General features: G+C 63.1%; 15 protein-coding genes. 11 read left to right on the top strand and 4 right to left on the bottom strand.

Features of this window, described 5'->3' with window-relative positions; all coding sequences use genetic code 11:
* Positions 1-143: 143 nt before the first annotated feature.
* The 4 genes from H585_RS0104775 to H585_RS0104790 all read left to right on the top strand — a co-directional run bounded on the left by H585_RS0104775 (position 144) and on the right by H585_RS0104790 (position 6,187).
* A complete protein-coding gene (locus tag H585_RS0104775; protein ID WP_027366970.1) occupies positions 144-3,272 on the top strand; it encodes a DEAD/DEAH box helicase in 3,129 nt (1,042 codons plus the stop codon).
* Between the two features lie 86 nt (positions 3,273-3,358).
* A complete protein-coding gene (locus H585_RS0104780; protein WP_027366971.1) occupies positions 3,359-4,267 on the top strand; it encodes a MerR family transcriptional regulator in 909 nt (302 codons plus the stop codon).
* A 139-nt stretch (positions 4,268-4,406) separates the two neighbouring features.
* Positions 4,407-5,399 (top strand): amidoligase family protein, encoded by a 993-nt coding sequence (locus H585_RS0104785; protein ID WP_027366972.1) that lies wholly within the window; start codon positions 4,407-4,409, stop codon positions 5,397-5,399.
* The gene (locus tag H585_RS0104790; protein WP_034627165.1) at positions 5,399-6,187 is read left to right on the top strand and encodes a gamma-glutamyl-gamma-aminobutyrate hydrolase family protein; all 789 of its coding nucleotides are present in this window, start codon (positions 5,399-5,401) and stop codon (positions 6,185-6,187) included. The genes H585_RS0104785 and H585_RS0104790 overlap by 1 nt, the downstream gene beginning before the upstream one ends.
* A gap of 43 nt (positions 6,188-6,230) precedes the next feature.
* Here the strand turns inward: H585_RS0104790 and amt are convergent, their stop codons facing one another.
* Positions 6,231-9,980, bottom strand: coding sequence for an ammonium transporter (gene amt / locus H585_RS0104795; protein WP_027366974.1), 3,750 nt, complete (start codon positions 9,978-9,980; stop codon positions 6,231-6,233).
* A 199-nt stretch (positions 9,981-10,179) separates the two neighbouring features.
* Complete coding sequence (locus tag H585_RS0104800; protein WP_027366975.1) at positions 10,180-11,895, bottom strand: methyl-accepting chemotaxis protein; 1,716 nt, start codon at positions 11,893-11,895, stop codon at positions 10,180-10,182.
* 1,163 nt (positions 11,896-13,058) lie between these two features.
* Here H585_RS0104800 and H585_RS0104805 point away from each other — a divergent pair.
* The gene (locus H585_RS0104805) at positions 13,059-13,475 is read left to right on the top strand and encodes a Ros/MucR family transcriptional regulator (RefSeq protein WP_014259429.1); all 417 of its coding nucleotides are present in this window, start codon (positions 13,059-13,061) and stop codon (positions 13,473-13,475) included.
* A gap of 71 nt (positions 13,476-13,546) precedes the next feature.
* Here the strand turns inward: H585_RS0104805 and rnd are convergent, their stop codons facing one another.
* On the bottom strand, positions 13,547-14,776 hold the full coding sequence (rnd, locus tag H585_RS0104810; protein ID WP_027366976.1) for a ribonuclease D: 1,230 nt from the start codon (positions 14,774-14,776) through the stop codon (positions 13,547-13,549).
* Positions 14,777-14,904: 128 nt separating this feature from the next.
* On the opposite strand from rnd, the gene H585_RS0104815 reads away from it, so the two are divergent.
* The 3 genes from H585_RS0104815 (at position 14,905) to H585_RS0104825 (ending at position 16,631) form a co-directional block, all read left to right on the top strand.
* A complete protein-coding gene (locus H585_RS0104815; protein WP_027366977.1) occupies positions 14,905-15,477 on the top strand; it encodes a hypothetical protein in 573 nt (190 codons plus the stop codon).
* 42 nt (positions 15,478-15,519) lie between these two features.
* Positions 15,520-15,693 carry a hypothetical protein gene (locus tag H585_RS23450; RefSeq protein ID WP_169432897.1) on the top strand — a complete coding sequence of 58 codons (174 nt, stop codon included), beginning with the start codon at positions 15,520-15,522 and terminating at the stop codon, positions 15,691-15,693.
* 488 nt (positions 15,694-16,181) lie between these two features.
* The gene (locus tag H585_RS0104825) at positions 16,182-16,631 is read left to right on the top strand and encodes a hypothetical protein (protein WP_014259426.1); all 450 of its coding nucleotides are present in this window, start codon (positions 16,182-16,184) and stop codon (positions 16,629-16,631) included.
* Positions 16,632-16,687: 56 nt separating this feature from the next.
* Here H585_RS0104825 and H585_RS0104830 read toward each other — a convergent pair whose 3' ends face one another.
* Positions 16,688-17,722: an FUSC family protein gene (locus H585_RS0104830; protein ID WP_027366978.1), complete on the bottom strand. Its 1,035-nt coding sequence runs from the start codon at positions 17,720-17,722 to the stop codon at positions 16,688-16,690.
* 213 nt (positions 17,723-17,935) lie between these two features.
* On the opposite strand from H585_RS0104830, the gene H585_RS0104835 reads away from it, so the two are divergent.
* The 3 genes from H585_RS0104835 (at position 17,936) to H585_RS0104845 (ending at position 21,923) form a co-directional block, all read left to right on the top strand.
* Complete coding sequence (locus tag H585_RS0104835) at positions 17,936-19,102, top strand: glycerate kinase (protein ID WP_027366979.1); 1,167 nt, start codon at positions 17,936-17,938, stop codon at positions 19,100-19,102.
* Positions 19,103-19,479: 377 nt separating this feature from the next.
* A complete protein-coding gene (locus tag H585_RS20860) occupies positions 19,480-20,634 on the top strand; it encodes a hypothetical protein (RefSeq protein WP_051182955.1) in 1,155 nt (384 codons plus the stop codon).
* A gap of 2 nt (positions 20,635-20,636) precedes the next feature.
* Positions 20,637-21,923, top strand: coding sequence for a cytochrome ubiquinol oxidase subunit I (locus H585_RS0104845; protein ID WP_027366980.1), 1,287 nt, complete (start codon positions 20,637-20,639; stop codon positions 21,921-21,923).
* The last annotated feature ends 6 nt before the right edge of the window (positions 21,924-21,929 follow it).

Consider the following 21,929-nt stretch of genomic DNA (forward strand, 5'->3'; position numbering starts at 1 on the left):
CCGGCCAAGGCCTGCCAGCGCGCCGGTACGCGCGCGGCCCTTGATTTGCAGCCTGTGAGCCTTATTTCTTGGCCCGGCCACTCGGCGCAACCTCCATGCCTCACCCGGCGCGCCCCAACGGTCCAAGACCCCAACGAGCACGCATGAACCCGACCATCCATGATTTCCTGGCCAGCCTGGCCAAGGACGACCCCTACGGCGACCAGGTCGTCCATCACGAGATCCTGCCCGAGCGGGCCGAGAGCCTGGCCCAGACGCGCCGGCCATGGCCCAGGCTCGTGCAGGGCCTTTTGGCCTCGCGGTCGATTTCCAAGCTTTACAGCCATCAGGCCTTGGCCTGCGACCTGGTGCGCGCCGGCCGCCATGTGGTCGTGGCCACGCCCACGGCCAGCGGCAAGTCGCTGACCTACACGCTGCCCGTCATCGAGCAGTCCCTGGCCATGCCCGACAGCAAGGCCCTGTGGCTGTTCCCGCTCAAGGCCCTGGCCCAGGACCAGCTGCGCTCCTTCAACGAGCTTACGGCCCTGCTGCCGCCCGACCCGCGCCCCGGCGCGGCCATCTACGACGGCGACACGCCCGACCACCGACGCCGCAAGCTGCGCGAGGACCCGCCCGGCGTGCTGCTGACCAACCCCGAGATGCTGCATCTTTCATTGCTTCCTCACCACTCCACCTGGGCCGCCTTCTGGGCAGGGCTCACGCACGTCGTGGTGGACGAGGTGCACACGTATCGCGGGGTCATGGGCTCGCACATGGCCATGCTCTTCCGGCGCATGCTGCGCATGTGCCGCTACTACGGCGCGCAGCCGACCTTCGTGTTCTGCTCCGCGACCATCGGCAACCCCGGCGAGCTGGCCAACCTGCTCACGAATCTGCGGGCCGAGGTCATCCTCGATAGCGGCGCGCCCCAGGGCCGGCGACATTTCCTGTTCATGGACCCGGCCGCCAGCGCCGCCACTGCCGCCATACGCCTGCTACGCCAAGCCCTGGAACGCGGCCTGCGCACCATCGTCTACTGCCAGTCGCGCAAGATGACCGAACTCATCGCCATCTGGGCCGCCGAGAAGTCCGGCGAGTTCAAAGAGCGCATTAGCGCCTACCGCGCCGGCTTCCTGCCCGAGGAGCGTCGGGAAGTGGAAACGCGCATGGCCTCCGGCGACCTGCTGGCCGTCGTGACCACCAGCGCCCTGGAGCTGGGCATCGATATCGGCTCCCTGGACCTGTGCATCCTCGTGGGCTACCCCGGCACGATCATGGCCACCCTGCAGCGCGGCGGCCGCGTGGGCCGCAAGCAGCAGGAATCCGCCGTGGTGCTCATCGCCCAGGAAGACGCCCTGGACCAGTATTTCCTGCGCCATCCCGAGGACTTCTTCAACCGGCCGCCCGAATCCGCCGTGCTCAACCCGGCCAACCCGGTCATCGTCACCCGTCACCTGGACTGCGCCGCCGCCGAGCTGCCCCTGCGCATGGACGAGCCCATGCTCCAGGAGGAAGGCATCGCCCAGGTCGCCCAGGACATGCTGCAACAAGGCACGCTCCTGCAATCCGCCGACGGCCGCCAGTTGCATTCCCGGCGCAAGCGCCCCCACCGCGAAGTGGACTTGCGCGGAGCCGGCGGCACCATGGTCATCGAGGTCGACGGTCAGGTCATCGGTCAGATCGACGAGTACCGCGCTTTCCGCGAGGCGCACGACGGCGCGGTCTACCTGCACCGGGGCGAGACCTTTGTAGTAGATCGCCTGGACCTGCCCGGCCGGCGCGCCCTGGCTCACAAAGCCCGCGTGGGCTACTACACGCGCGTGCGCGGCGAAAAGGACACCGAAATCCTGCGTGTGTACGGCTCGCGTCAGGTCCTCGACACCCGCGTGCACCACGGCCGGCTGCGCGTCACCGAAACCATCACCGGCTACGAGAAACGCCGCACCAGCGACGGCAAGATGTTGACCATCGTGCCCCTGGAATTGCCGCCCCAGTCCTATGAAACCGAGGGCCTGTGGATCGAAATCCCTTCCGAAATCCAGGCCGCCGCCGAGGAAGAACGCCACCACTTCATGGGCGGCATCCACGCAGTGGAGCACGCGGCCATCGGCATCCTGCCGCTTCTTGTCATGTGCGACCGCAACGACCTCGGCGGCATCTCCATACCTTTCCATCCGCAAGTCAACTCGGCCGCGGTCTTCGTCTACGACGGAGCGCCCGGCGGCGTGGGCCTGTCTCGCCTGGCCTTCACCAAGGCCGAGGAACTGCTGGTCAAAACCCTGGCCGTCGTGCGCGAATGCCCCTGCGAACTGGGCTGCCCGTCCTGCGTGCACTCGCCCAAATGCGGCTCCGGCAACCGGCCCATATCAAAAGACGCCGCGGCATTCGTGCTCGAACTGCTTTGTGGAGAATCGGGGAGGGCGTTGCCCTCCCCGAACCCCACCCACCAGGGGGGACGCCCCGCTGGACCCGCGATGTTCCGGAGCGATGAGGCCCTCGCAGACTCGGCCCCCATCGCTCCGGAAAGAGTATATCTCGCAGATACTATCCCCCCGGTCGGCCGCAGGCCGACCGGCGAACGCGGCGGCGGATTCGCCGGCGCTTTGGCCGGAGAAGACGCCGCCGATTTCCCGACCGACCCCGAGGCGTCTCCCGGTCCATCCGAACAGCGCCCTTCTGCCGCACAGCGGAGGGGCCGGGGGGACGAGTTCCCCCGGCAGGGGTCTGGGGGCGGCGCCCCCAGTTCGCCTTCGCCTTCCCGCTTCGTGGTCCTCGACGTGGAGACGCGCCGCTCGGCCGCCGAGGTCGGCGGCTGGCACAGGGCGCGGGACATGGGCGTGAGCGTGGCCGTGGCTTATGACTCGACCACGGATGTGTTTCATACGTTCGGGCAGGACGAGCTGGACGGCCTGTGCGAGCTGCTGTCCGGCGTGGAGCTGGTGGTGGGCTTCAATGTGCGCCGCTTCGACTACGCAGTGCTCTCGGGCTGCGTGGAGTATGACTTCCTGCGGCTAAAGACTCTGGACATGCTGGAGCACGTCAAGCGGCGGTTGGGCTATCGGCTGGCCCTGGACCATTTGGCCTCGGCCACGCTGGGAGCCGGCAAGAGCGCAGACGGGTTGCAGGCTCTGGCTTGGTGGAAGGAAGGCCGGGTGGATCTCATTGCCGAGTACTGCCGGGCCGATGTGCGCATCACTCGCGACCTGTACCTGTTCGGCCGGGACAAAGGCCACCTGCTGTTCAAAAACAAAGCCGGCAGCCTGGTGCGCCTGCCGGTGGACTGGACTGGTTAGGTATAGGACCGTCGGGCCTGGATATTTGCGGTGAAATCCACCACAATCCGCACGTCCTGAACGCCGATGCGCGGCACAAGGTATGCATGGGCGGCAGCGTGGAAGAATATCTGCTCATAGCCGACCTGGCCAAGGCTGCGGGAATGGCCAGGAATATCGTGCGCCGCTACGTGAAGTCCTTTCCGAGACTCTTTCCGGGCAAGCGCTTCGGCCGTGTCACACGTTATCCGGAAGCGTCGGTCGAAACGTTGCAGCGCATCGCGGAGCTCTACCGCGAGGGCCTTAACGCCGCCGAGATCAAAAAGCGCCTGACCGGAGCAGAGCCTGGTGAGCGCGAGAAGTCAGCTCAATCAGGGATTGCTCCGGTAGTTGAGTCAAAGACAGCCCTGGAGCCTGCTGAAGGCGCTGTTCGAGATGCGGCCCGAAACGAGGCCGATGATGAGCGAATCGTGGAGTTGTCCACCGAACTACGCAGATTGACCGGGGAGCTGGACGCCGTACGCCAGGAGGCCGTGCGGCTGGCCGGGCAGGTGAACCAGTTGACTCGGGACCGCCTGGAAAACCTGGAGCGGCAAGAGCGTCTGGAAGCGCGCCTGAACGAGCTCGAGGCCTTGCAGGGTCCGCCTGCGGAGTTCCTGCGCCTGCCCCTGGTGTTCCGTTCGGAGCAGGGCGAATACCTGGGTGTGACCGATAAGCAGAGCAGCCAGCATTTCAGCCTGCGCGACTTCGTCTGCATCATCCACAAAAACGCCGGCGGCCGCACTGACGTGGACACGAGCTGGCAACGCTCCGGCAACGCAGGCTGGCGGCTGATCATCCGCGAAATAGCCTCGGTCACGGGTCGCAGCAAGAGCCATTACGTGGACGTGGAGCGCTTCGCCACGCCCAAGGGCAACCTCGTGGCCAAGCTCATGGACCTGTGCTTCGACGGCCAGACCATGCCGCCGTTCTTCGTCTACGAGCTGTTCCGGCAGATCGGCCGGGACTTCACTTAAGCCCTTCCCGCCTCCGCAATACGCATATCGATAAAACAATGGGCTGACCGGGCCCGTCCCCGATGATATCCTGGTTCATTGCCGCCCAAGCCGACAGGACCGGCTGCCTGATCGCGGCAAGAGCAAACCAGGAGGCCGCATGCCCTTCGCCATGCCCCCAAGAACACATACGCATGAAGGTCGGGAACGCCGCGTCGGCGTGGAACTCGAGTTCGCGGGCTTGGGTTTTCCGGAGATCATCGCGGCGGTGCGGGAGGTTTACGGCGGCACGGCCAAATCCGAGAACCGCTTCCTGCACAAAATCGAGGGGACGAGCCACGGAACCTTCGGCGTTGAGTTGGATTCGTCCATCTTCAAGCAGGAGCGCTATTTGAAGTTGCTGGACCGGATCGGCATCCATCTGCACGAGCTGGACACGGGCGACCTGGTGGAAGGTGTCCTGGAACGCGTGGCCGCCACGGTCATCCCCTACGAGGTCGTCACGCCGCCCATCCCCTTGTCCGAGTTGGACAGCGTTGAGCGCCTCCGGGACGCTTTGCGGGCGCGCGGGGCCGAAGGCACGGGCGAATCGCTCCTGTATGCCTTTGGGCTGCATTTCAACATCGAGCTGCCCGATCTGGAACGCGAAACCATTCTCAGCCTGCTCAAGGCCTACCTGCTCCTGGAGGAGTGGATCGCCGAGGAGTCGGACATCGACTTGAGTCGGCGCGTGACGCCATTCATAGAGGAATTTCCGCACGATTACCGGGCCAGGGTCGTGGACCAGAACTATCAACCCGACCTGTCCGCACTCATGGCGGACTACCTGGAGGCGAACCCCACGCGCAACCGTTCCCTGGACCTGCTCCCGCTATTATGTCAGCTCAACTGTGAGCTGGTGCGACGCTATCCGGTGGAAAGTCATCTCATCAAACCCAGGCCTGCCCTGCACTACCGCCTGCCCAACTGTCGGCTCGACGATCCTGAATGGAACGTGGCCGACGAGTGGTCCCATTGGGTGAGCGTGGAGAAGCTGGCCGAGGACAGGGACAAGCTGGAGGCCATGGGCCGTGAATATGTCAGTCGCCCGGGCTTTCCCCGGAACCTGCTGACTCCGGATTGGCCTGAGACGGTACGTAGGTTGCTGCGCTGATGCGAAGGCCGCTGGTGGGCGTCACGGGACCGGACAAGGGCGGCCTGGCGGCTTGGCTGTGCACATGGTTGGCCATTCGGCGCGCGGGCGGCAAGGCCTGCCGCATAACCCCGTCCCGGCAACACCCCGTGGATATCGATGCGCTCGTCCTTGGTGGCGGCTCGGACGTGGATCCGCGCCATTACGGCCAGGAACGGCTCGAGTTGGAGGAATCGATACGCGAGCAGAAGGGCGAGCGGGTCTGGTGGCGGCGCTGGCTCAACATCGGGCTTTTTCCGCTCCTGTGGCTCCTGCGCTTGGTGCTCAGCACCCGGCAGGCCCCGGCCGTGGACCACGCCCGCGACGAACTGGAGCTGAAGATGCTCGGCGCGGCCCTGCTGCGCCAAATTCCTGTCCTGGGCATCTGCCGCGGCGCGCAATTGCTCAACATAGGACTTGGCGGCAGCCTGCATCAGGAGCTGTCGGCCTTTTACACCGAGATCCCGCAGGTGCGCACTGTCTTTCCGCGCAAGGAGGTGCTGCTGGAGCCCGATTCGCGCCTGGCGGGCATCCTGGGCGCGACTTCGGCCAGGGTCAACGCCCTGCACGACCAGGCCGTCAAGACGCTGGGCAGCGATCTGCGCGTCGTGGCCCGCGAGCCTTCGGGAGTCGTGCAGGCCATCGAGCACACGCGCCAGCCCCTGGCTCTGGGCGTGCAGTGGCACCCGGAGTTCATGCCCCAGATAGCCAGCCAGCAGAACATCTTTCGGGCTTTGGTGCGGCAGGCCGCCCGGCAGCCGGGCGAATGAAGGTCTTGCCCCTGCGCTCGCACGTTCCGGCGCGCCTTCCCGCTCAGTTCTTGGCCAACAGGAGCCGGATGAGAGCCTTGGCCTCCTCCCGCGCCACCGGCCGGGAAAACATGAACCCCTGAGCCTCATCGCAGTCCAGGTCACGCAAGGTCTGGAGCTGTGAGGCCAACTCCACGCCCTCGGCCACCACACCGAGACCCAGGTTGCGGGCCAGGGAGAGAATGGTGCGGATGATCTCCAGATTGTCGCCGGTTCCCTGCAGGCCGCTGATAAAGGAACGGTCGATCTTGAGCATGTCTATGGGGAAGCGTTGCAGGTAGGACAGCGAGGAGTAGCCCGTGCCGAAGTCGTCGATAACCAGGGCAACTCCCAGCGCCTTGAGCTCGTTGAGTTTATCCACCGTGGCCTTGACGTCCTGCATGACCACGCTCTCGGTGATCTCGAGCTTGAGCCGTTGCGGGGCGATGCCCGTCTCGCGCAGCACGCCCTGGATGAACTCCACCAGATCCTCCTGCATGAGCTGCTTGCCCGAAATGTTCACGCTCATGTTCAGACCGCAGGCTTCGGGACATTCCACATCCCAGCAGGCCAGTTGCCGGCAGGCCTCGGTCAGGATCCATTTGCCCAGAGAAACGATGAGCCCGGTCTCCTCGGCCAGGGGAATGAACTCCGCCGGCTGAACCAGGCCCCGCTCGGGGTGCTCCCAGCGCGCCAGGGCCTCGAAGCCCTCCAGTCGCCCGCTGAGCACTGAAACGATGGGCTGGTAGTGCACGCGCAGCTCCTCGTTCTGCACGGCATGGCGCAGCTCGGTTTCCAGGCGCAGCACGCGCACCGCGTTTTCGTGCATGAGGCGGTTGAATACCTTGAAACGGGCCTTGCCCATTTCCTTGGCGCGGTACATGGCGATGTCCGCGTCGCGCAGCAGATCTTCGGCGGTCATGTACTCGCGCGTGCGCAGCACCATGCCGATGCTCGCACTGGTGAAGACCGTGGTGCCCTCCACGATGAAGGGTTCCTCGATGACGCTCAGGATACGCTTGGTGATCTGGACGATTTCGCGATGGTTGCGGAACTCCTCCAGAAGCACGCCGAATTCGTCGCCGCCCAGCCGCGCAACGGTATCCATGCTGCGCAGGCAGCACTCCATGCGCCTGGAGATGCCCACCAGCAACTCGTCGCCCGCCATATGGCCCAGGGAATCGTTGACCCACTTGAAGCGGTCCAGATCCACCAGCAACACGGCGAAGCGGTAATCCGGGCGGCGCTTGGCGCGCTCCAGGGCGCGTTCCAACCGTTCGTGGAACAGCAGGCGGTTGGGGAGGCCGGTCAGGGCGTCATGGAAGGCTTGGTGCGTGAGCTGCTCCTCGAAGGCCTTGCGCTCCGAGATGTCGGAAAAGATGCTGTAGACTCCCTTGATCTTGCCTTCCATGAGCACTGGGTAGCCCACGACGGATACGGGAATGAGTTCGCCGTTCTTGTGCTTGCGCCACGTCTCGGATTGGAAGGGCCGGCCCGCCACCACCAAGCGGAAAAAGTTCTCGGCCTCCATTGCCCGTTCCTCGGGCACCAGGGCCGATCGGCTGAAGTGGCCGCGCAGCTCCTCGCGGCCGTAGCCGAAAAGCCTCTCCAGGCCGCGGTTGACGTTGAGGATCTGCCCCTCGGTGTCCAGGAGCATGATGCCCAGCGGCGAGCTTTCGAACAGTTCCTGAAAAAAGGCCCGCTGTTCCACCAAAGCCTGCTCGGCCTGCTTCACGTCCGAAAGGTCCATAAGCGAAAAGAGCGCCCGGCTGGTGCCGGGGAAGATGGCTATCGTGACGTACACGGGCTTGCCCGCGCCCAGGCGGTCGGTGAACACGGCCTCGAAGGATTGGGGCGAACGGCGCACGCCCTCCCGGAAAAGGTCGTGGCAACGCTCCACTGTTTCCAGAGCCTCGCCCATGAAGAAGTAACGGTAGGTCATGAGCGCCTCGATCTCGTCCCGGCTGTAACCGGAGAACGACTCGAACTCGCTGTTAACCAGACATATGCTCCCGTCGGTCTCGGCCACGAATAGGGCCGTGCCCGAGTTCTCGAAGAGCGTCTTGTACATGGTCTTGGAGGAGCGCAGGATCTCCTCCGCGCGCCTGCGCTCGGTGATGTCCCGGAAAGTGCCGATGCAGAAGCGTACGCTCCCCGTGGTCGCCTCGGTCACCAGCGCCTCAGCCGGGAAGCGGCTGCCGTCGGCCCGATGGCAGAGCACTTCCAGGCTGCGGCCGGCCAGGAGCTCGCGCATGAGCCCGCTGCCGTTGCCGCCCAGGATGGTGGACAGCGGCTTGCCGGCCAGATTCGCCTGATTGTAGCCGAAGGCCGCCTCGGCCGCCGGATTGCAGCCCATGACCAGCAACGAATCGCCGCCGAAGGTCACGATGGCGTCGGCCGCCGTGCGCACGATGGCCTCGGTCTTGGTCACGGCGGATTCCAGGGCGTCCATGACCTGATTGTAGCGCCTGGCGATGAGCCCAGCTTCGCTGAAAGGCTCCTCGGGCACGCGCAGGGACAGGTCGCCCGTGGCCGCTTGCTGATCCATGGCCATGAAGAGGTCGGCCAGATCGTTGCGCGCGCCATGCTCGGAGATGTTCAAGCCCACGGCCTCGTCGTCAGGCGAGACGCGCAACGGGTGCACGCGGTTCACGAGCCGCAGGAGCAGGTAGGTCAGCACAAATGACACGCCGCAGGCCGCGCCTATGCCCAGGATCTGCACCTGAATTTGGCCGGCCCTGGTCAGACCCGTGCCGATAAGCTCCGGGTTTCCCAGCAGGGCCACGGCCAAGGTGCCCCATATGCCGCAGGCCAGGTGCACGGGCACGGCTCCTATGGCGTCGTCGATGCGCAACCGATCCAGCAGCCTTTCCGAGGCTAGGCAGACCGGGCCGGCCACCAGGCCGATGATGGCTGCGCCCGTGGCGTCCACCACATGGCAGCCGGCTGTGATGGCCACCAGGCCGCCAAGGACGCCGTTGATGAGCCAGGCCACCCTGGGTACGGAGGTCAGCAGCCAGCCCATACCCAGGCAGGACAGGCCGCCCATGGCGCCGGCCAGGGTCGTGCGGGCGATGATGAGCGGAACGTCGGCGGTCAGGGCCAAGGAGCTGCCGCCGTTGAAGCCGAACCAGCCGAACCACAGCAGCATGGCTCCGAGCACGGACAAAGGCAGATTCGAGGCCGTCATTTCCCTGGGTCGGCCCTGGGCGTCGAAACGCCCCTGCCTGGGACCGATGACGAGCAACGCGGCCAACGAGACCCAGCCGCCCACGCTGTGCACCACGGTGGAGCCGGCGAAGTCCACGAAGCCCATTGCCCCCAGCCATCCCGTGAGTTCTCCGTGCCCAAGCCCGCTCCAGGCCCAATGGCCGAACAGTGGATAGATAAGGGCGGAGACGATGAAGGACACAATGACGTAGGCGGAGAAACGCATGCGCTCGGCCACGGCGCCCGAAAAGATGGTCGTGGCCGTGCCGCAGAACATGGCCTGGAAAAAAAAGAACGCGGCGAGCCACGGCTCGCCGTCCAACGGCAACGCAAAATGGCTCCAACCCACGATGCCGGCCGTGCTCGCGCCGAACATGAGCCCGTATCCAACGGCCCAGAAGGTGAAGACGGATATGACGAAGTCGGCCAGGTTCTTGATGGCCACATTTATGCTGTTCTTCGTGCGTGTCAGACCAGTCTCAAGACACATGAAACCGGCTTGCATGAGGAACACCAGCGAGGCCGCCATGAGAACCCAGAGCAGATCCACTGGCTCGTAGCTCATTCCTCACCCCTGGGGCTGGAAGGCAACGACAGTATTGTCGCCCTTATTCCCTATACGGAACGGGAGAATAGAATTTACATAAATGGAAGTAAAGACGAACTCAGATGGAAAAGAGCCTGCAATGTCTATTGGATCGCTTCCGATATGCTAAAAGCAGCCCGTGGAGAAGGAATCGCCTCTCCACGGGCGTCCAATACATTTAGAATCGCTCGAATTCCTGGTCCTCGTCGTGGCCACGAGCATGGCTCATGTCCAGGGAAATGCGCTTGATGCCTGCCGGAGCCTTGGCCAGGTTCTTACCCTTGCCATTGCCATTGACGCCGGGCAGGGGCGTGGAGCGAGCCGGATCAGCAGCCCTGCGCGCCGCGGACGGCCTGTTCGCCGTCGCGGAGTCGGTCTGGCCTACCTGAAAGAAGCCGATGGTGGACTGAAGCTGCTCGGCCTGGCTGGACAACTCCTCGCTGGTGGAGGACGTCTCCTCTGCGACGGCGGCATTCTGCTGGATGACCTTATCGAGCTGCTGGATCGCCTTGTTGATCTGCTCGGCACCGGAATTCTGCTCATTGCTGGCCGCGGCGATCTCCTGCACCAATTCTGCCGTGCGCTGGATGTCGGGCACGATCCTCATGAGCATCTCTCCGGCCCTCACGGCGACTTGCACGCTGGCCGCCGACAGTTCGCGGATCTCGCCCGCGGCGGTTCCGCTGCGCTCGGCCAGCTTGCGCACTTCGGCGGCCACCACGGCGAAGCCCTTGCCGTGCTCGCCGGCGCGGGCAGCCTCGATGGCTGCGTTTAGGGCCAAGAGGTTCGTCTGGCGGGCGATCTCCTCGATAATGGAGATCTTCTCGGCGATCTCCTTCATGGCCTCCACGGTATGTTCCACGGCCTGGCCGCTCTCCCTGGCGTCTTTCGCGGTCTTGAGGGCCATCTGCTCGGTCTGCTGGGCGTTATCGGCATTCTGGCGGATGTTGGCGGCCATCTGCTCCATGGAGGAGGAGACTTCCTCCACGCTTGCGGCCTGTTCCGTGGCGCCCTGCGACATGGACTCGGAGGAAGCCGACAACTCCTCGCTGCCCGAGGCTACGTTGTCCGAAGCACTCTTGACCTCCATGACGACATCGCGCAGGCAGGTGACCATGTCGTTCAAGGCCTTGGCTAACACGCCGACTTCGTCCTTCTGGTCGATATCAAGCCGACGGGTGAAATCTCCCTCGGCCATGGCCTTGGCTAGTTCAACACCCTTGGTAAGCGGATGGACGATGCCCCGGGTCAATAAAAAGGCCAGGAACAAGGATGCAGTCATGCCGATACAGATCATCGAAAAAATGATGACCTTAATCTTGGAATACATGGCTGCCGCACTCTTTTCGGCTTGGGCGGCCGTCTGCTCGTTTATTTCGGTAAGCTCATCCAGATGGGCGCGCATGGCGTCGAACTTATCCCTGCCCACACCCAGAGCAAGTATACGCGCCATGTCTCTGCCTTCAGCGGAATTGCTCTTCAATGCATCGAGGATTCGTTTTGATACCTCGATCCATTCTTCGCGCATGGCCTCGTACTTGGGCATCACGGCAGCTTCTTCCGCTGAAGTGGAAAGGGCCTTGAATTTTTTCCAGCGTTCATCGGCCTGTTTGAGGTTTGTCTCATGCTCGCTGAGAAGATCTTTATATATCTGTTCGCCAGGATTTGCCGAAATGAGAGAACGCTCGGCCACAATAAGCTGATGCAGGTCACGGTCCACTTGCAAGAGGTAATTGATGCTGGGCATCCTCTGTTGGAATATCTCCAGCAGAGAAGATTGTATGGAGCTCGCGCCATACCAGCCAACCAGGCCCGACGCCACAAGGAGCAAACCAAGTGTCACGAAACCACCAAGAAGCTTGCTGCCGATACGGACATTACCCATTGCCGCCATGATGAATCACCTCTTCCAACGTTTGTGGGCCAACCTGTTCCTAGGACGCTTTGACCCTGCTTCCCAGACGTTCCGCTACGCGGCGGAAATGCGTTCCAGACCCTCGCACCAGTCCTGTCCATCCTCTCTCAAGACATAGCCCCTGCATGACGTGCATTGGCTGAAAAAACCTCTACTCAACCCATCGGTCATCTTTCTCGCTGGACGTTCATCTCGCCCAGCACCTTGGTTTATGTGCCCATGCTGGTTACTTCATACATGCCAATGCGGCGATGGCGCATGCGATGAGGTTGAGCAGGATGAGGCCTAGATCGATCCTGACTGCAAGCCTCAACTTTTTCTTGGCTTTCCCAACATAGGCAATCGCACTAAATTCAATAGCACACGCGCTTGAAAGTCTCTGTGCTCGCGGATGCTAAGAAACGTAGCCCAATTTTTTGATTTCGCACTATACATATCAGTAAGAAAAACGATTGACAGATAAATTTTGTTGGCAAGCTTTGTCCTTATATTCCAACAAAATGAAATACTCCCTCATTATCCTTGGGCGGCATATGTAAACTTGGTCATCGACTTGATCTATGGTGAGTCAGCACGAAAGGACCGCACATTCGAGAGCCAGACGGGATCGGATGAAATCCGTGACAGGGGCTGCGCCAAACATCTTTCCCATGGCCCAAAAGACCTGCCCTGACCCCGGGATTCCGCCAGCGCTCCCTCGCCACTCTGTAACGCCTCTGTTATATAATCCATCTAGCCAACTAATGGGCAGACGCAAAAGGATACACCCTATCACGTCACTGTAGTAGGCCAGCCCGAACAAGTATCCCTTCAAGCCTCCAACTCCAGTATGAGACGCGTCCCGTCGCTCGTCTCGCCATGCTCCGCAAGGCCCATCTCTGCGCCCATGGCTGCACGCGATCGGCTTCGAGAGAAGGCTGCTCGTTATACAATACGTCGCCAAGCTGCCGCAGGCGGACTTTCCGGAGATGGCACGCCAAGTGAAATCTCTCTACATTGCCTTGGGAAGATTGGTTTTATTGCGACCTGCAAGACCGAATGCCAGACTTTCTATTCATTTGGCAAAAAAACATTGTCGATCGTCTGAAAAATGTTACTGTACTGGAGTTGAAGGAAGCGTCCCTACAGGAGGAGGAGACAATATGGAGTCCTATCTCGAAGATGCACTGGGGATCGTCAAGGCCCAGGCCGGGGTCCGCCACATGACCGAGGAGGAGATCGTCTCCATGGTGAGGACCCTTGCCGAAGGCATCAAAAACGCCACCGAAGGCATCGTGATCGAAGGCGAGGGCGACAAAGGCGAAATCCCTTCGGACCCCTCCAAGGCCATCCGCGAACGAAGCGTACAATGCCTTGAGTGCGGCAAGAAGTTCAAGGTGCTCACCAAGCGGCATCTTGCTCTACATGGCCTGACTCCCAAGGAGTACAAGGCCAAGCACGGCTACAAGAAGGGTACCTCGCTCATTGCCAAGGGCTTGGCCCGTGATCGGCGCAACAAGATGCGCGAACTCAAGCTCTGGGAGAAGCGCGGCGGGGGCGCGGAAGAAAAAGAGATGTAGGAGCATGTCGCAAAGGCTGCGACACCTCGAAGAAAAGAATGTTAAAGCCGTTGCACGACGGCTTTTTCATTTCAATCGTCCGACGAACGATAACTCTGGCGCTGGCGAGCGTGGCGCTCGGCCAAGTTGCGCAGGAGACTCTCGCCCACGGCCTGACCGCGCCAGCCCGTGATGTGCTTCCAGGGCGCATCGGCCTGGCCCATGAACAGGTCGCACATCATGTCCGCCACAAGCTTGCGAGGCGCCAGCAGCTCGGGAGGCAGGCCCAGCTCCCCTGCCCTGCGGTCCAGGGCGGCCTTGGCCTCGTCGGCGGCCGCCTTGAGGGCATGGGTGTGCAGCGGCCTGCCATGAGCAGGAGGCAACTCCTCCTCGGGAAGCTGCCTGGCCTGACGCAGCATGGCCAGGATAACCTTGCCGCTCCTGCGCACGACTTGGGGCCGCATGCCTTCCACTGCCGCCAGATCCGCGAGCTTGCCCGGCCAATCCCGCACCACGGCCCGTAACGACTTGTCATCCAGTACGAAACTGCGCGGCAGGTCGCGCGACATGGCCTCGTGCTCGCGCCAGGCGCTCAGGTCGCGCAGGGCCGCCAACTCTCGGCGGTCGAACTGCCACAGGGAGCGCATGCGCAGGTAATAGCACGCCGCATCGGTCTCGAAGCGGGCCTCGCCCTCAAGGGCCGCGCACTCCTCCCTTGCCCAGCTCAGTCGCCCCTGCTCGGTCAGGGCTTGGCCGAGAATGCTGTACATGGCCGGGAGATAACGCACATCCTGGGCCGCGTAGATCAACTGGGACTCGCTCAAGGGTCGCTTGATCCAGTTGGAGCGGGTCTCGTCCTTATCCAGCTCCACTCCGAACAGGGCTTTGACCAATGACCCGTAGCCCGGCTGGAAGCCATATCCCAGAAAGCTCGCCGCCACCTGCGTGTCGAAAACCGGTCCGGGCGCAAAGCCGCAGAGATAGTAGAGGGCTTCCAGGTCCTCCTGACAGGAGTGGAAAATTTTGATCAGACGCGGGTCTGCCAGGATTTCCACCAGAGGCGAAAGATCGTCCACCCCCAGCGGATCGACCAGGAAGACCCCGCCATCCGCGACAAGCTGTATCAGACCCAGGGTAGGGAAATAGGTCCGCGAGCGCACGAACTCCGTATCCATGCCCACGGCGTCGCAGCCGCGCAGCCTGGAACACAGCTCGCCCAGGGCCTCGGCCGACTGCACCAGGATTGCCTCGCTGTCGACCACGCCCGGCAGCTCCAGGGCTGGGCCCTCGCATCCCCCCGCGCTCATATCGCCACGATCCATGAACACCTCGCGCGGCCGACATGCGTTGACTTTCGGCCGATCGTATCGGATAGCATAAAATGATGACCGTAACCAGCCTTGGGCCTGGAGCCACCTTCCCCAATGCAATAACCCAAGGAGCATCCCTTATGAGACGCATCTGCTTAAAAGCCCTGCCGCCTCTGCTGGCCGTCGGGCTGTTCATCGGGCTGGCCGCGCCGGCCGACGCCGAGAACATGGCCTACGACTTCGAGGCCGAGATTCCCGAGGCCTGGTCCGAGGACGCAACCCACCAAGTAACAGGGCAAAGCCAAGTCCTTGGTCCGTTCAACCAACGCAACGACGACTACCCCAATAAGGCTTCGCTGCGCATCAGCAAGGAGTCGCAAGGCAGGCCGCTCAAGGTCGAGTTCGATCTGGTGCTGCTCGGCAACTGGGACTCGCAAGGTTCCAAGGCCGACAGCTTCACGGTCGAGGACGGCGACGGGAATGAACTGCTCAAGGTCGAGCAGTTTCCCTGCGACCTGACCGACAAAGACGAGAACCTGCCGGAAGGAACTCCTGGCGCGACCAAGGTTGGCAAACGCTACATGAGGCACTGCGTGCTGCACAAGTCCTTTGTGCTGCCCGCGGGGGTCGAGGAAATCGTGTTCAAGGGCAAGACCACGGGCCGCCGCAGCGAATTCTGGGCCTTGGACAACGTACGCCTGACCGCCGGGTAAGTCCCTGCCGGCCTTGCCAAAGGACAGGCCCGGAGGCTATATGTGTCCGGCCGGGTTGTCGCCCGGCGCACGCATGGCCGCCCGCTTGTCCGGGCGACCGCGAGCCACTGCAGACCCGGGGAGGACGCCATGACCAGCTTTTTCTTCTTTTTTCTGGGCATAGCCGTTGTCGGCACCGCTCTTTTTTACCTCAAGCACACCGCCGATAACGAGTAGGGCTGGTTCGGCATCCGCCGGGACAGTCACCAAGGGGCCATCGGCCCCTTTTCTCATTTTTGTACATTACAAAGCTCACCCGACACGCCGCTGAAGAGATAATTTCAAGAGCAGGCCCATCACACAGATCGATTCTCTGGTTTAACAAAAACGTATTATACAGTCGCCAATCGGCCTCCGCTTCTTCAATTATGTCCACGCAAGCCCTCTCGCAACTGGGGTCACGCGGGCATAAATAATATTTTATTAATTCAATTCAGCAGCTTAAAAACACAGGCCGCATTTTAAGCGATTATGGCACAAGCCGTGCTAATCTCAGTCTGAGTCCGGCAGACTTAACTACCTTCATCTTCCATCCCGCCTGTTTTATTTCTCCGCAGAGGGGCCGTTCTGGCCCCTCTTTGCATTGCCCTTTCCCATACTGATTTGCCAGACAGCATTTTCCCGTATATAAAAAGAGGCAAGAACCGACCACCGAGGATATCAATGTGTCTCCCTTGCTTCTATTCATCATCAGCTTTTTAATCTTTCTGATCATCTCCGCCATGGGCTATGGCCAAATTCGCAAGGACTTCAGCCGCCGCTACGAAGAGCTGCTGGGACGCTACAACTTCGTGGAGGATGGTTACTCCCGAGTCGCCGGAGAGTTGGACCGCGAACGCGTCCGCGTCAAGGATCTCGCCAAGCAGGTCGAAGAGCTCAAGTTGGATATTCAAGACCGCGACATGATACTGCGCGAGGTGCTGCCCTCGGCCAACCCCACGGCCCTGGACATTCTCGTGACCAAGGGCCTCCTGAGCAAGCGCGAGGCCGAAGCCAAGCCGACGCAAGGCAAGGACCCGCTGGTGGTGCTCGTGGAGAAGGGTCGGCTTACGGAGGACCAAGCCTACGAGGCCCAGAAGCTCTCCGAACGCATCGCAGCGCTACACAAAGTTTAGCCTGGCACGCAATGCAGTTCCGCGCGTGGGCGAGTTCTCCGACTCCCCAGGCAAAGTTAGTTCCTAGTCAGAGCCTCTCCCACCCTGCGCAACGCATGATAGAAGGCATAGAATTGCGAAAGCTTGGCCAACTCGAAACGTCGGGTAGTGCCCAGGCTGCGCAATTCCTGCAAGCGCGCCTCGGCGCGGTCCAGCGCGCCGCGCACGGCCTCGATCCGCTGCGAGGTGTGCTCGGACCAAGCCGTATCCGCCAGACTCAGCAATGCCGCCTCGATGCTTGCGGCCAACTCACGCATCTCGGGTTCCATGATGAAGCTCGCCGGCTCGCCGCTCTCCGCGGCCAGGGCGTTGGCCATGGCATGCAGACCGCCGTGGATTCGCTCGGCCGTGGTCATCAGGCCTAAGACGTGCTGGTAGGCGCGCGGGTAGATGCGCGATTCCTGGACAATGGCCTTGGTCGCCACATCCCGACTCTTGGCCAGCAAGGCGTCAAGGCCGCCGGCATCCGAAACCGATTCGGCACGTTGGGTTTCGAGGAAGTGGCTGGTCATGGCCGCCACTCGTAGCGCGGCATCGCGGAAGTACCGGCCAAGCGTCTCGCGCAGGAGCGCCGAAGCCCGCTGGGGCCAGACCGTCAGGGAAACCAGCACGGCGCAGGCAATGCCCAGAGCAATCTCCACCACCCGGTCGATTGCCACGATCCTCCAGTCCTCACTGTGCACGCCCATGAGAAAAACGATGGATACCGTGATCGCGGCCATGCGGAACTGCGGGGCATAGCTGGTCAGAAAGCCGCAGAAGGCCAGAGCCACGAACAGGAAGAGACCCGTGTACACGTCGCCGCCGGGGTTCACGGCAAGCACCAGCACGCTGATGAGCGCGCCCACCAGGGTTCCGGACATGCGGTAGGCGGCCATCTGCAGGGAGTCGGCCACATAGGCCTGCAGCACGATGACCGCAGTGACCACGCCGATATAAGACGAGGGCAGCCCTAGGGCCAGGGCCGAGGCATAGGTCAGCAGCGAGGCCAGGCCGACCTTGAAGCCCTGCTTGAGGCTGGGAACAATGCTCTCGCGCGTCAATTTGGCCATATATCTCTCTATATAACTCACGTTAGCGTTATTTTCCGGCAGGCGAGCCTGTGGATTTCGAAGATTCGTACACCCGCCTTCGGAGTTGCGCTACGCTGGCTCTGCCGCTACTTCTGACTGCTCCGGCGGGTCGCCGCTCCATCCTCGCGCGGTTCATGCGCCGGGGCTCGTTACACCCTCTCCCTAAACTGGGCAACCAATAAGGCTGTACCCATGACCAACATGACCAATACCATCATTCTCGCCCCCAACGCCTTCAAGGGCAGCCTGCGCGCGGTGCAGGCCGCCGAGGCCATGGCTCGAGGCCTTGCCGATTCCGGCCTGCGCCGCGAACTGGACCTCATGCCCGTGGCCGACGGCGGCGACGGAACCCTGGACGTGTTGCTGGCCGGCGGCGGACGTCGCGTGACCTGCACGGCCGATGATCCTTTGGGCAGGCCCAGGGACTCGGAATTCGGGCTGCTGGATGACGGCCGAACGGCCGTGGTCGAGATGGCCCGCGCTTCCGGTCTGGCCCTGCTGACCCGGGACGAGCGCGACCCCATGCGCGCCAGCACCTCTGGCACAGGCCAGCTCATGATCAAGGCGGCGGAACTGGGCGCGCGCACCATCATCGTGGGCGTTGGCGGCAGCGCCACCGTGGATGGTGGGGCGGGCTGCCTGCAGGCCATGGGCGTGCGCCTGCTGGACGCCGAAGGCCGCGACCTGCCGCCGGGCGCGGCTGGCCTGGCGCGACTTGCGTCCATCGACCTGCAGGGGTTGCATCCGGCCTTGCGGGATGTGCGCATCCGCGTGGCCTGCGATGTGGACAATCCGGTCCTGGGCGAACGCGGCTCGGCCAGGGTCTTCGCTCCGCAAAAGGGCGCGACCCCGGAGCAGGTCCCCCAGCTCGAAGCCAACCTGGGTCATTTCTTCACCCTGGCCGCCGGGATGGGCCGCGATGTGCGTGATCTGGCCGGAGCCGGCGCGGCCGGAGCCTTGGCCGGCGGTTTGACCGCCCTGGCCGGAGCCAACCTGGAGAGCGGCAGCGACCTGGTGCTGAACCAGATCGGAGCCGACGAGCGCATCGCCAGAGCCTGCCTGGTGGTCACGGCCGAGGGCCGGCTGGACTCGCAGAGCCTGGGCGGCAAGGGACCCGTGGGCGTGCTGCGCCGGGCAGCCGCGCACAACGTACCCGTGGTGGCTCTGGCCGGCGAGGTGCTGGGTTCGGATGCGCTCTTCACCCAGGCCGGCTTCCGCGCAGTGGCCTCCATCTGCGACGGCCCCACCAGCCTGGAGGACGCCATGCGCCGGACCGCCGAAGCCGTGGAGTGCGGGGCGCGCAGGCTCGGCCTGCTCATGCGCCTGGGCGCGGACGTGCTGGCCGGATCCCGGAACTGATCCGTCGGGCCTGACTATTGGGCTGCGTCGAACGTATCCCACCGGCTGCTTCCGCTTCATCCACAGCAGGCCATCCTGATCGCAAGCTGAAGACAGGCTACGTGGCCAGGATGGCTTGTACACTTCCCACGCATGGAAAGCACCCGCAAAAACATATTTTTGAATGTGAAGCAAATGTATTGCTTCATTGCAAAGCTTAATATGCCTATATTTGAGTGCTTAGATTAACATATCAATTCATCCATCTGCGATCTTATCCACTTTTCTGTTGAACAGGCGTGTAAAAACAACTAACGACTGCCTTCATATTCCCTTGAAAGTTACGCGACAGAGTCGGACCATCCTGGTTCGCGCCCATGTATCGGAGGATTCAGGTCATGCATCCTTTGGCCTATATTCCGAGCCCGGAGCCCATTCCCGCGGCCTGGTGGCTCTTCGAGGTTCTTTTGCTGGCCACGTTCACTGCCCATATTCTGCTCGTGAACGTGGTGCTGGGCGGCAGCGCGGTCGCCTTCATCGAGTCCCTGCGCGAGCGCCAAGCCCCCTGGGCGCGGCCATTCTCGGCCAAGATCCCTACGGCCCTGGCCCTGGCGGTCAACTTCGGCGTGGCCCCACTGCTCTTCCTGCAGGTGCTCTATGGCCATTTCGTCTACACGAGCTCCGTGCTCATGGCCGTGTTCTGGCTCGGAGTCACGGGTCTGGCCATGCTGGCCTACTACGGGTTGTATCTCACGGTTCTGCGCCACGAATCCCTGGGCAGGGCCAAGTCACTGGTGCTGGGCCTGACCGTATTGCTTCTGCTGGCCGTGGCCTTCGTGTTCAGCAACAACATGACGCTCATGCTCGCCCCCGAGCGCTGGAGCGCCTATTTCGCGCGTCCCGACGGCACGCTGCTCAACTTGGGCGATCCCACGCTCGTGCCGCGCTGGCTGCATTTCGTGACCGCATCCCTGGCTCTGGGCGGCTTGGCCCTGGCGGCCTGGTCCAAATGCAAGGCCAACCACAGCGACGAGACTGCCCTTGCGGGCGTGGTGCGCGGCATGCGCTGGTTCTCATCGGCTACCCTGGTTCAGCTCTGCGTGGGCCTGTGGTTCCTGTTCAGCCAGCCGGCGGCCATCAGGAGCTTGTTCCTGGGCGGTGGCAGCCTGCACACGGCCGCTCTGGGTCTGGCCGTGGCCCTGGCCCTGGCGGCCCTGTATCTGGGCCACCGCAAGCGGGTCTGGCCCACGGTCTGGGTAGTCGCGGCCACCGTGGCGCTCATGGTCTGCGTGCGCGCCCTACTGCGAGCCGCGTACCTTGCCCCATACTTCTCGCCGTCCGAGCTGACCGTGGTGTCTCAGCCCTCGCCGCTGCTGGTGTTCATCCTTTCGCTGCTGCTGGCCGCGGCGGCCATCGCCTACATGCTGCGTCTGGCCCTGCGCGCGAGCGCCGCACCCGCCGAGGATGCGACTAACGGCGAAATCGAGGACGCCGGGGAATCCGACGACACAGCCGACGTGCGCCAGGCCATCGGCGCGCCCAGGGAGGCCTAACCGTGGAGTATCCCGTCTGGCAGGTGCCCTACGTCAACAGCGGCTTGCTCATCGCAATCATCGCCGTGGTGCACGTCTTCGTGGCCCATTTCGCCGTGGGCGGCGGCCTGTACCTGGTCCTGGCCGAGCGCCTGGGCCTGCGCCGTGACTCGCGGCCCATACTGGACTATGTGCGCGGCCACACCAAGTTCTTCCTGCTTCTGACCATGGTCTTCGGCGCGCTGACCGGCGTGGGCATCTGGTTCATCATCTCCCTGGTCAATCCAGGGGCCACGTCCGTGCTCGTGCACTCCTTCGTGTTCGCCTGGGCCGCGGAATGGACCTTCTTCCTGGGCGAGATCGTGGCCCTGCTCGTGTACCACTACACCTTTGGCCGCATGAATCCGCGCGACCATCAGCGCGTGGGCTGGCTCTATGCCGCTTTCGCCTGGCTGTCGCTCTTCGCCATCAACGGCATCCTGGGTTTCATGCTCACGCCCGGAACCTGGAGCAGCCCTGCGGATTTCTGGGCCGGCTTCTTCAATCCGACCTTCTGGCCTTCGCTGGCGCTACGCACCTGTCTGGCGCTCATCCTGGCCGGCCTGTTCGGCCTGCTAACGGCCACGCGCATCGCGGACGCGGACGCCCGCCAGGCCCTGGAAGCCTTCTGCTCCAAGTTCGTGGCCGTTCCCAGCCTGGCCTTGCCCCTGACAGCTTGGTGGTACCTGGAGGCCCTGCCCGAGCCCCAGATGGCCATGGTATTGCGCCAGACAGCGGACATCGCGCCTTTCGCCAAGACCTTCCTGTTCGTCATGCCCCTGGTGTTCCTGGGGGGAATGGCCTTCTGCCGCCTGCGTCTGCCTTCGTCCGTCGCGCGGGTTCTGGCCGTGTTCCTGCTCGTGCTGGGCTTCGCGCAGATCGCCAGTTTCGAATGGGTGCGCGAGGCCGGCCGCCGGCCCTGGGTCATCCACGGCCACATGTACTCGAGCGGCATCACCGTGGTGCAGGCCAACTCTCTGCAAGGCAGCTTCTTGCAAGCCGCCAAATGGAGCGCGCACAAGACCGTGACCGAGGACAACGCCCTGGAAGCCGGCCGCGAGCTGTACGTGCTGCAATGCAAGTCCTGCCACGGCCTGCGCGGACCCATGCTCGACATAGCCCGCCGGGCCGGGCCCATGCCGGTGCTCGGCCTGGAGACCCAGCTCGCAGGCCAGGGCAAGCTGCGGCCCTACATGCCACCGTTCCTGGGCGACGCGGCCGAACGCACGGCCCTGAGCCGCTACATCACGGAAGTCCTGCGGGCCCGCTAGCCCACG

It is taken from the genome of Desulfocurvibacter africanus subsp. africanus DSM 2603, from assembly GCF_000422545.1.
In the GTDB taxonomy this organism is placed as follows: Bacteria; Desulfobacterota; Desulfovibrionia; order Desulfovibrionales; family Desulfovibrionaceae; genus Desulfocurvibacter; species Desulfocurvibacter africanus.

Excerpts from the sequence above, each read along its gene's own strand:
- H585_RS0104775 (WP_027366970.1), top strand. The coding sequence starts at position 144 with ATGAACCCGACCATCCATGATTTCCTGGCCAGCCTGGCCAAGGACGAC.
- H585_RS0104780 (WP_027366971.1), top strand. The coding sequence starts at position 3,359 with ATGGGCGGCAGCGTGGAAGAATATCTGCTCATAGCCGACCTGGCCAAG.
- H585_RS0104785 (WP_027366972.1), top strand. The coding sequence starts at position 4,407 with ATGCCCTTCGCCATGCCCCCAAGAACACATACGCATGAAGGTCGGGAA.
- H585_RS0104790 (WP_034627165.1), top strand. The coding sequence starts at position 5,399 with ATGCGAAGGCCGCTGGTGGGCGTCACGGGACCGGACAAGGGCGGCCTG.
- amt (WP_027366974.1), bottom strand. The coding sequence starts at position 9,980 with ATGAGCTACGAGCCAGTGGATCTGCTCTGGGTTCTCATGGCGGCCTCG.
- H585_RS0104800 (WP_027366975.1), bottom strand. The coding sequence starts at position 11,895 with ATGGCGGCAATGGGTAATGTCCGTATCGGCAGCAAGCTTCTTGGTGGT.
- H585_RS0104805 (WP_014259429.1), top strand. The coding sequence starts at position 13,059 with ATGGAGTCCTATCTCGAAGATGCACTGGGGATCGTCAAGGCCCAGGCC.
- rnd (WP_027366976.1), bottom strand. The coding sequence starts at position 14,776 with ATGGATCGTGGCGATATGAGCGCGGGGGGATGCGAGGGCCCAGCCCTG.
- H585_RS0104815 (WP_027366977.1), top strand. The coding sequence starts at position 14,905 with ATGAGACGCATCTGCTTAAAAGCCCTGCCGCCTCTGCTGGCCGTCGGG.
- H585_RS0104830 (WP_027366978.1), bottom strand. The coding sequence starts at position 17,722 with ATGGCCAAATTGACGCGCGAGAGCATTGTTCCCAGCCTCAAGCAGGGC.
- H585_RS0104835 (WP_027366979.1), top strand. The coding sequence starts at position 17,936 with ATGACCAACATGACCAATACCATCATTCTCGCCCCCAACGCCTTCAAG.
- H585_RS20860 (WP_051182955.1), top strand. The coding sequence starts at position 19,480 with ATGCATCCTTTGGCCTATATTCCGAGCCCGGAGCCCATTCCCGCGGCC.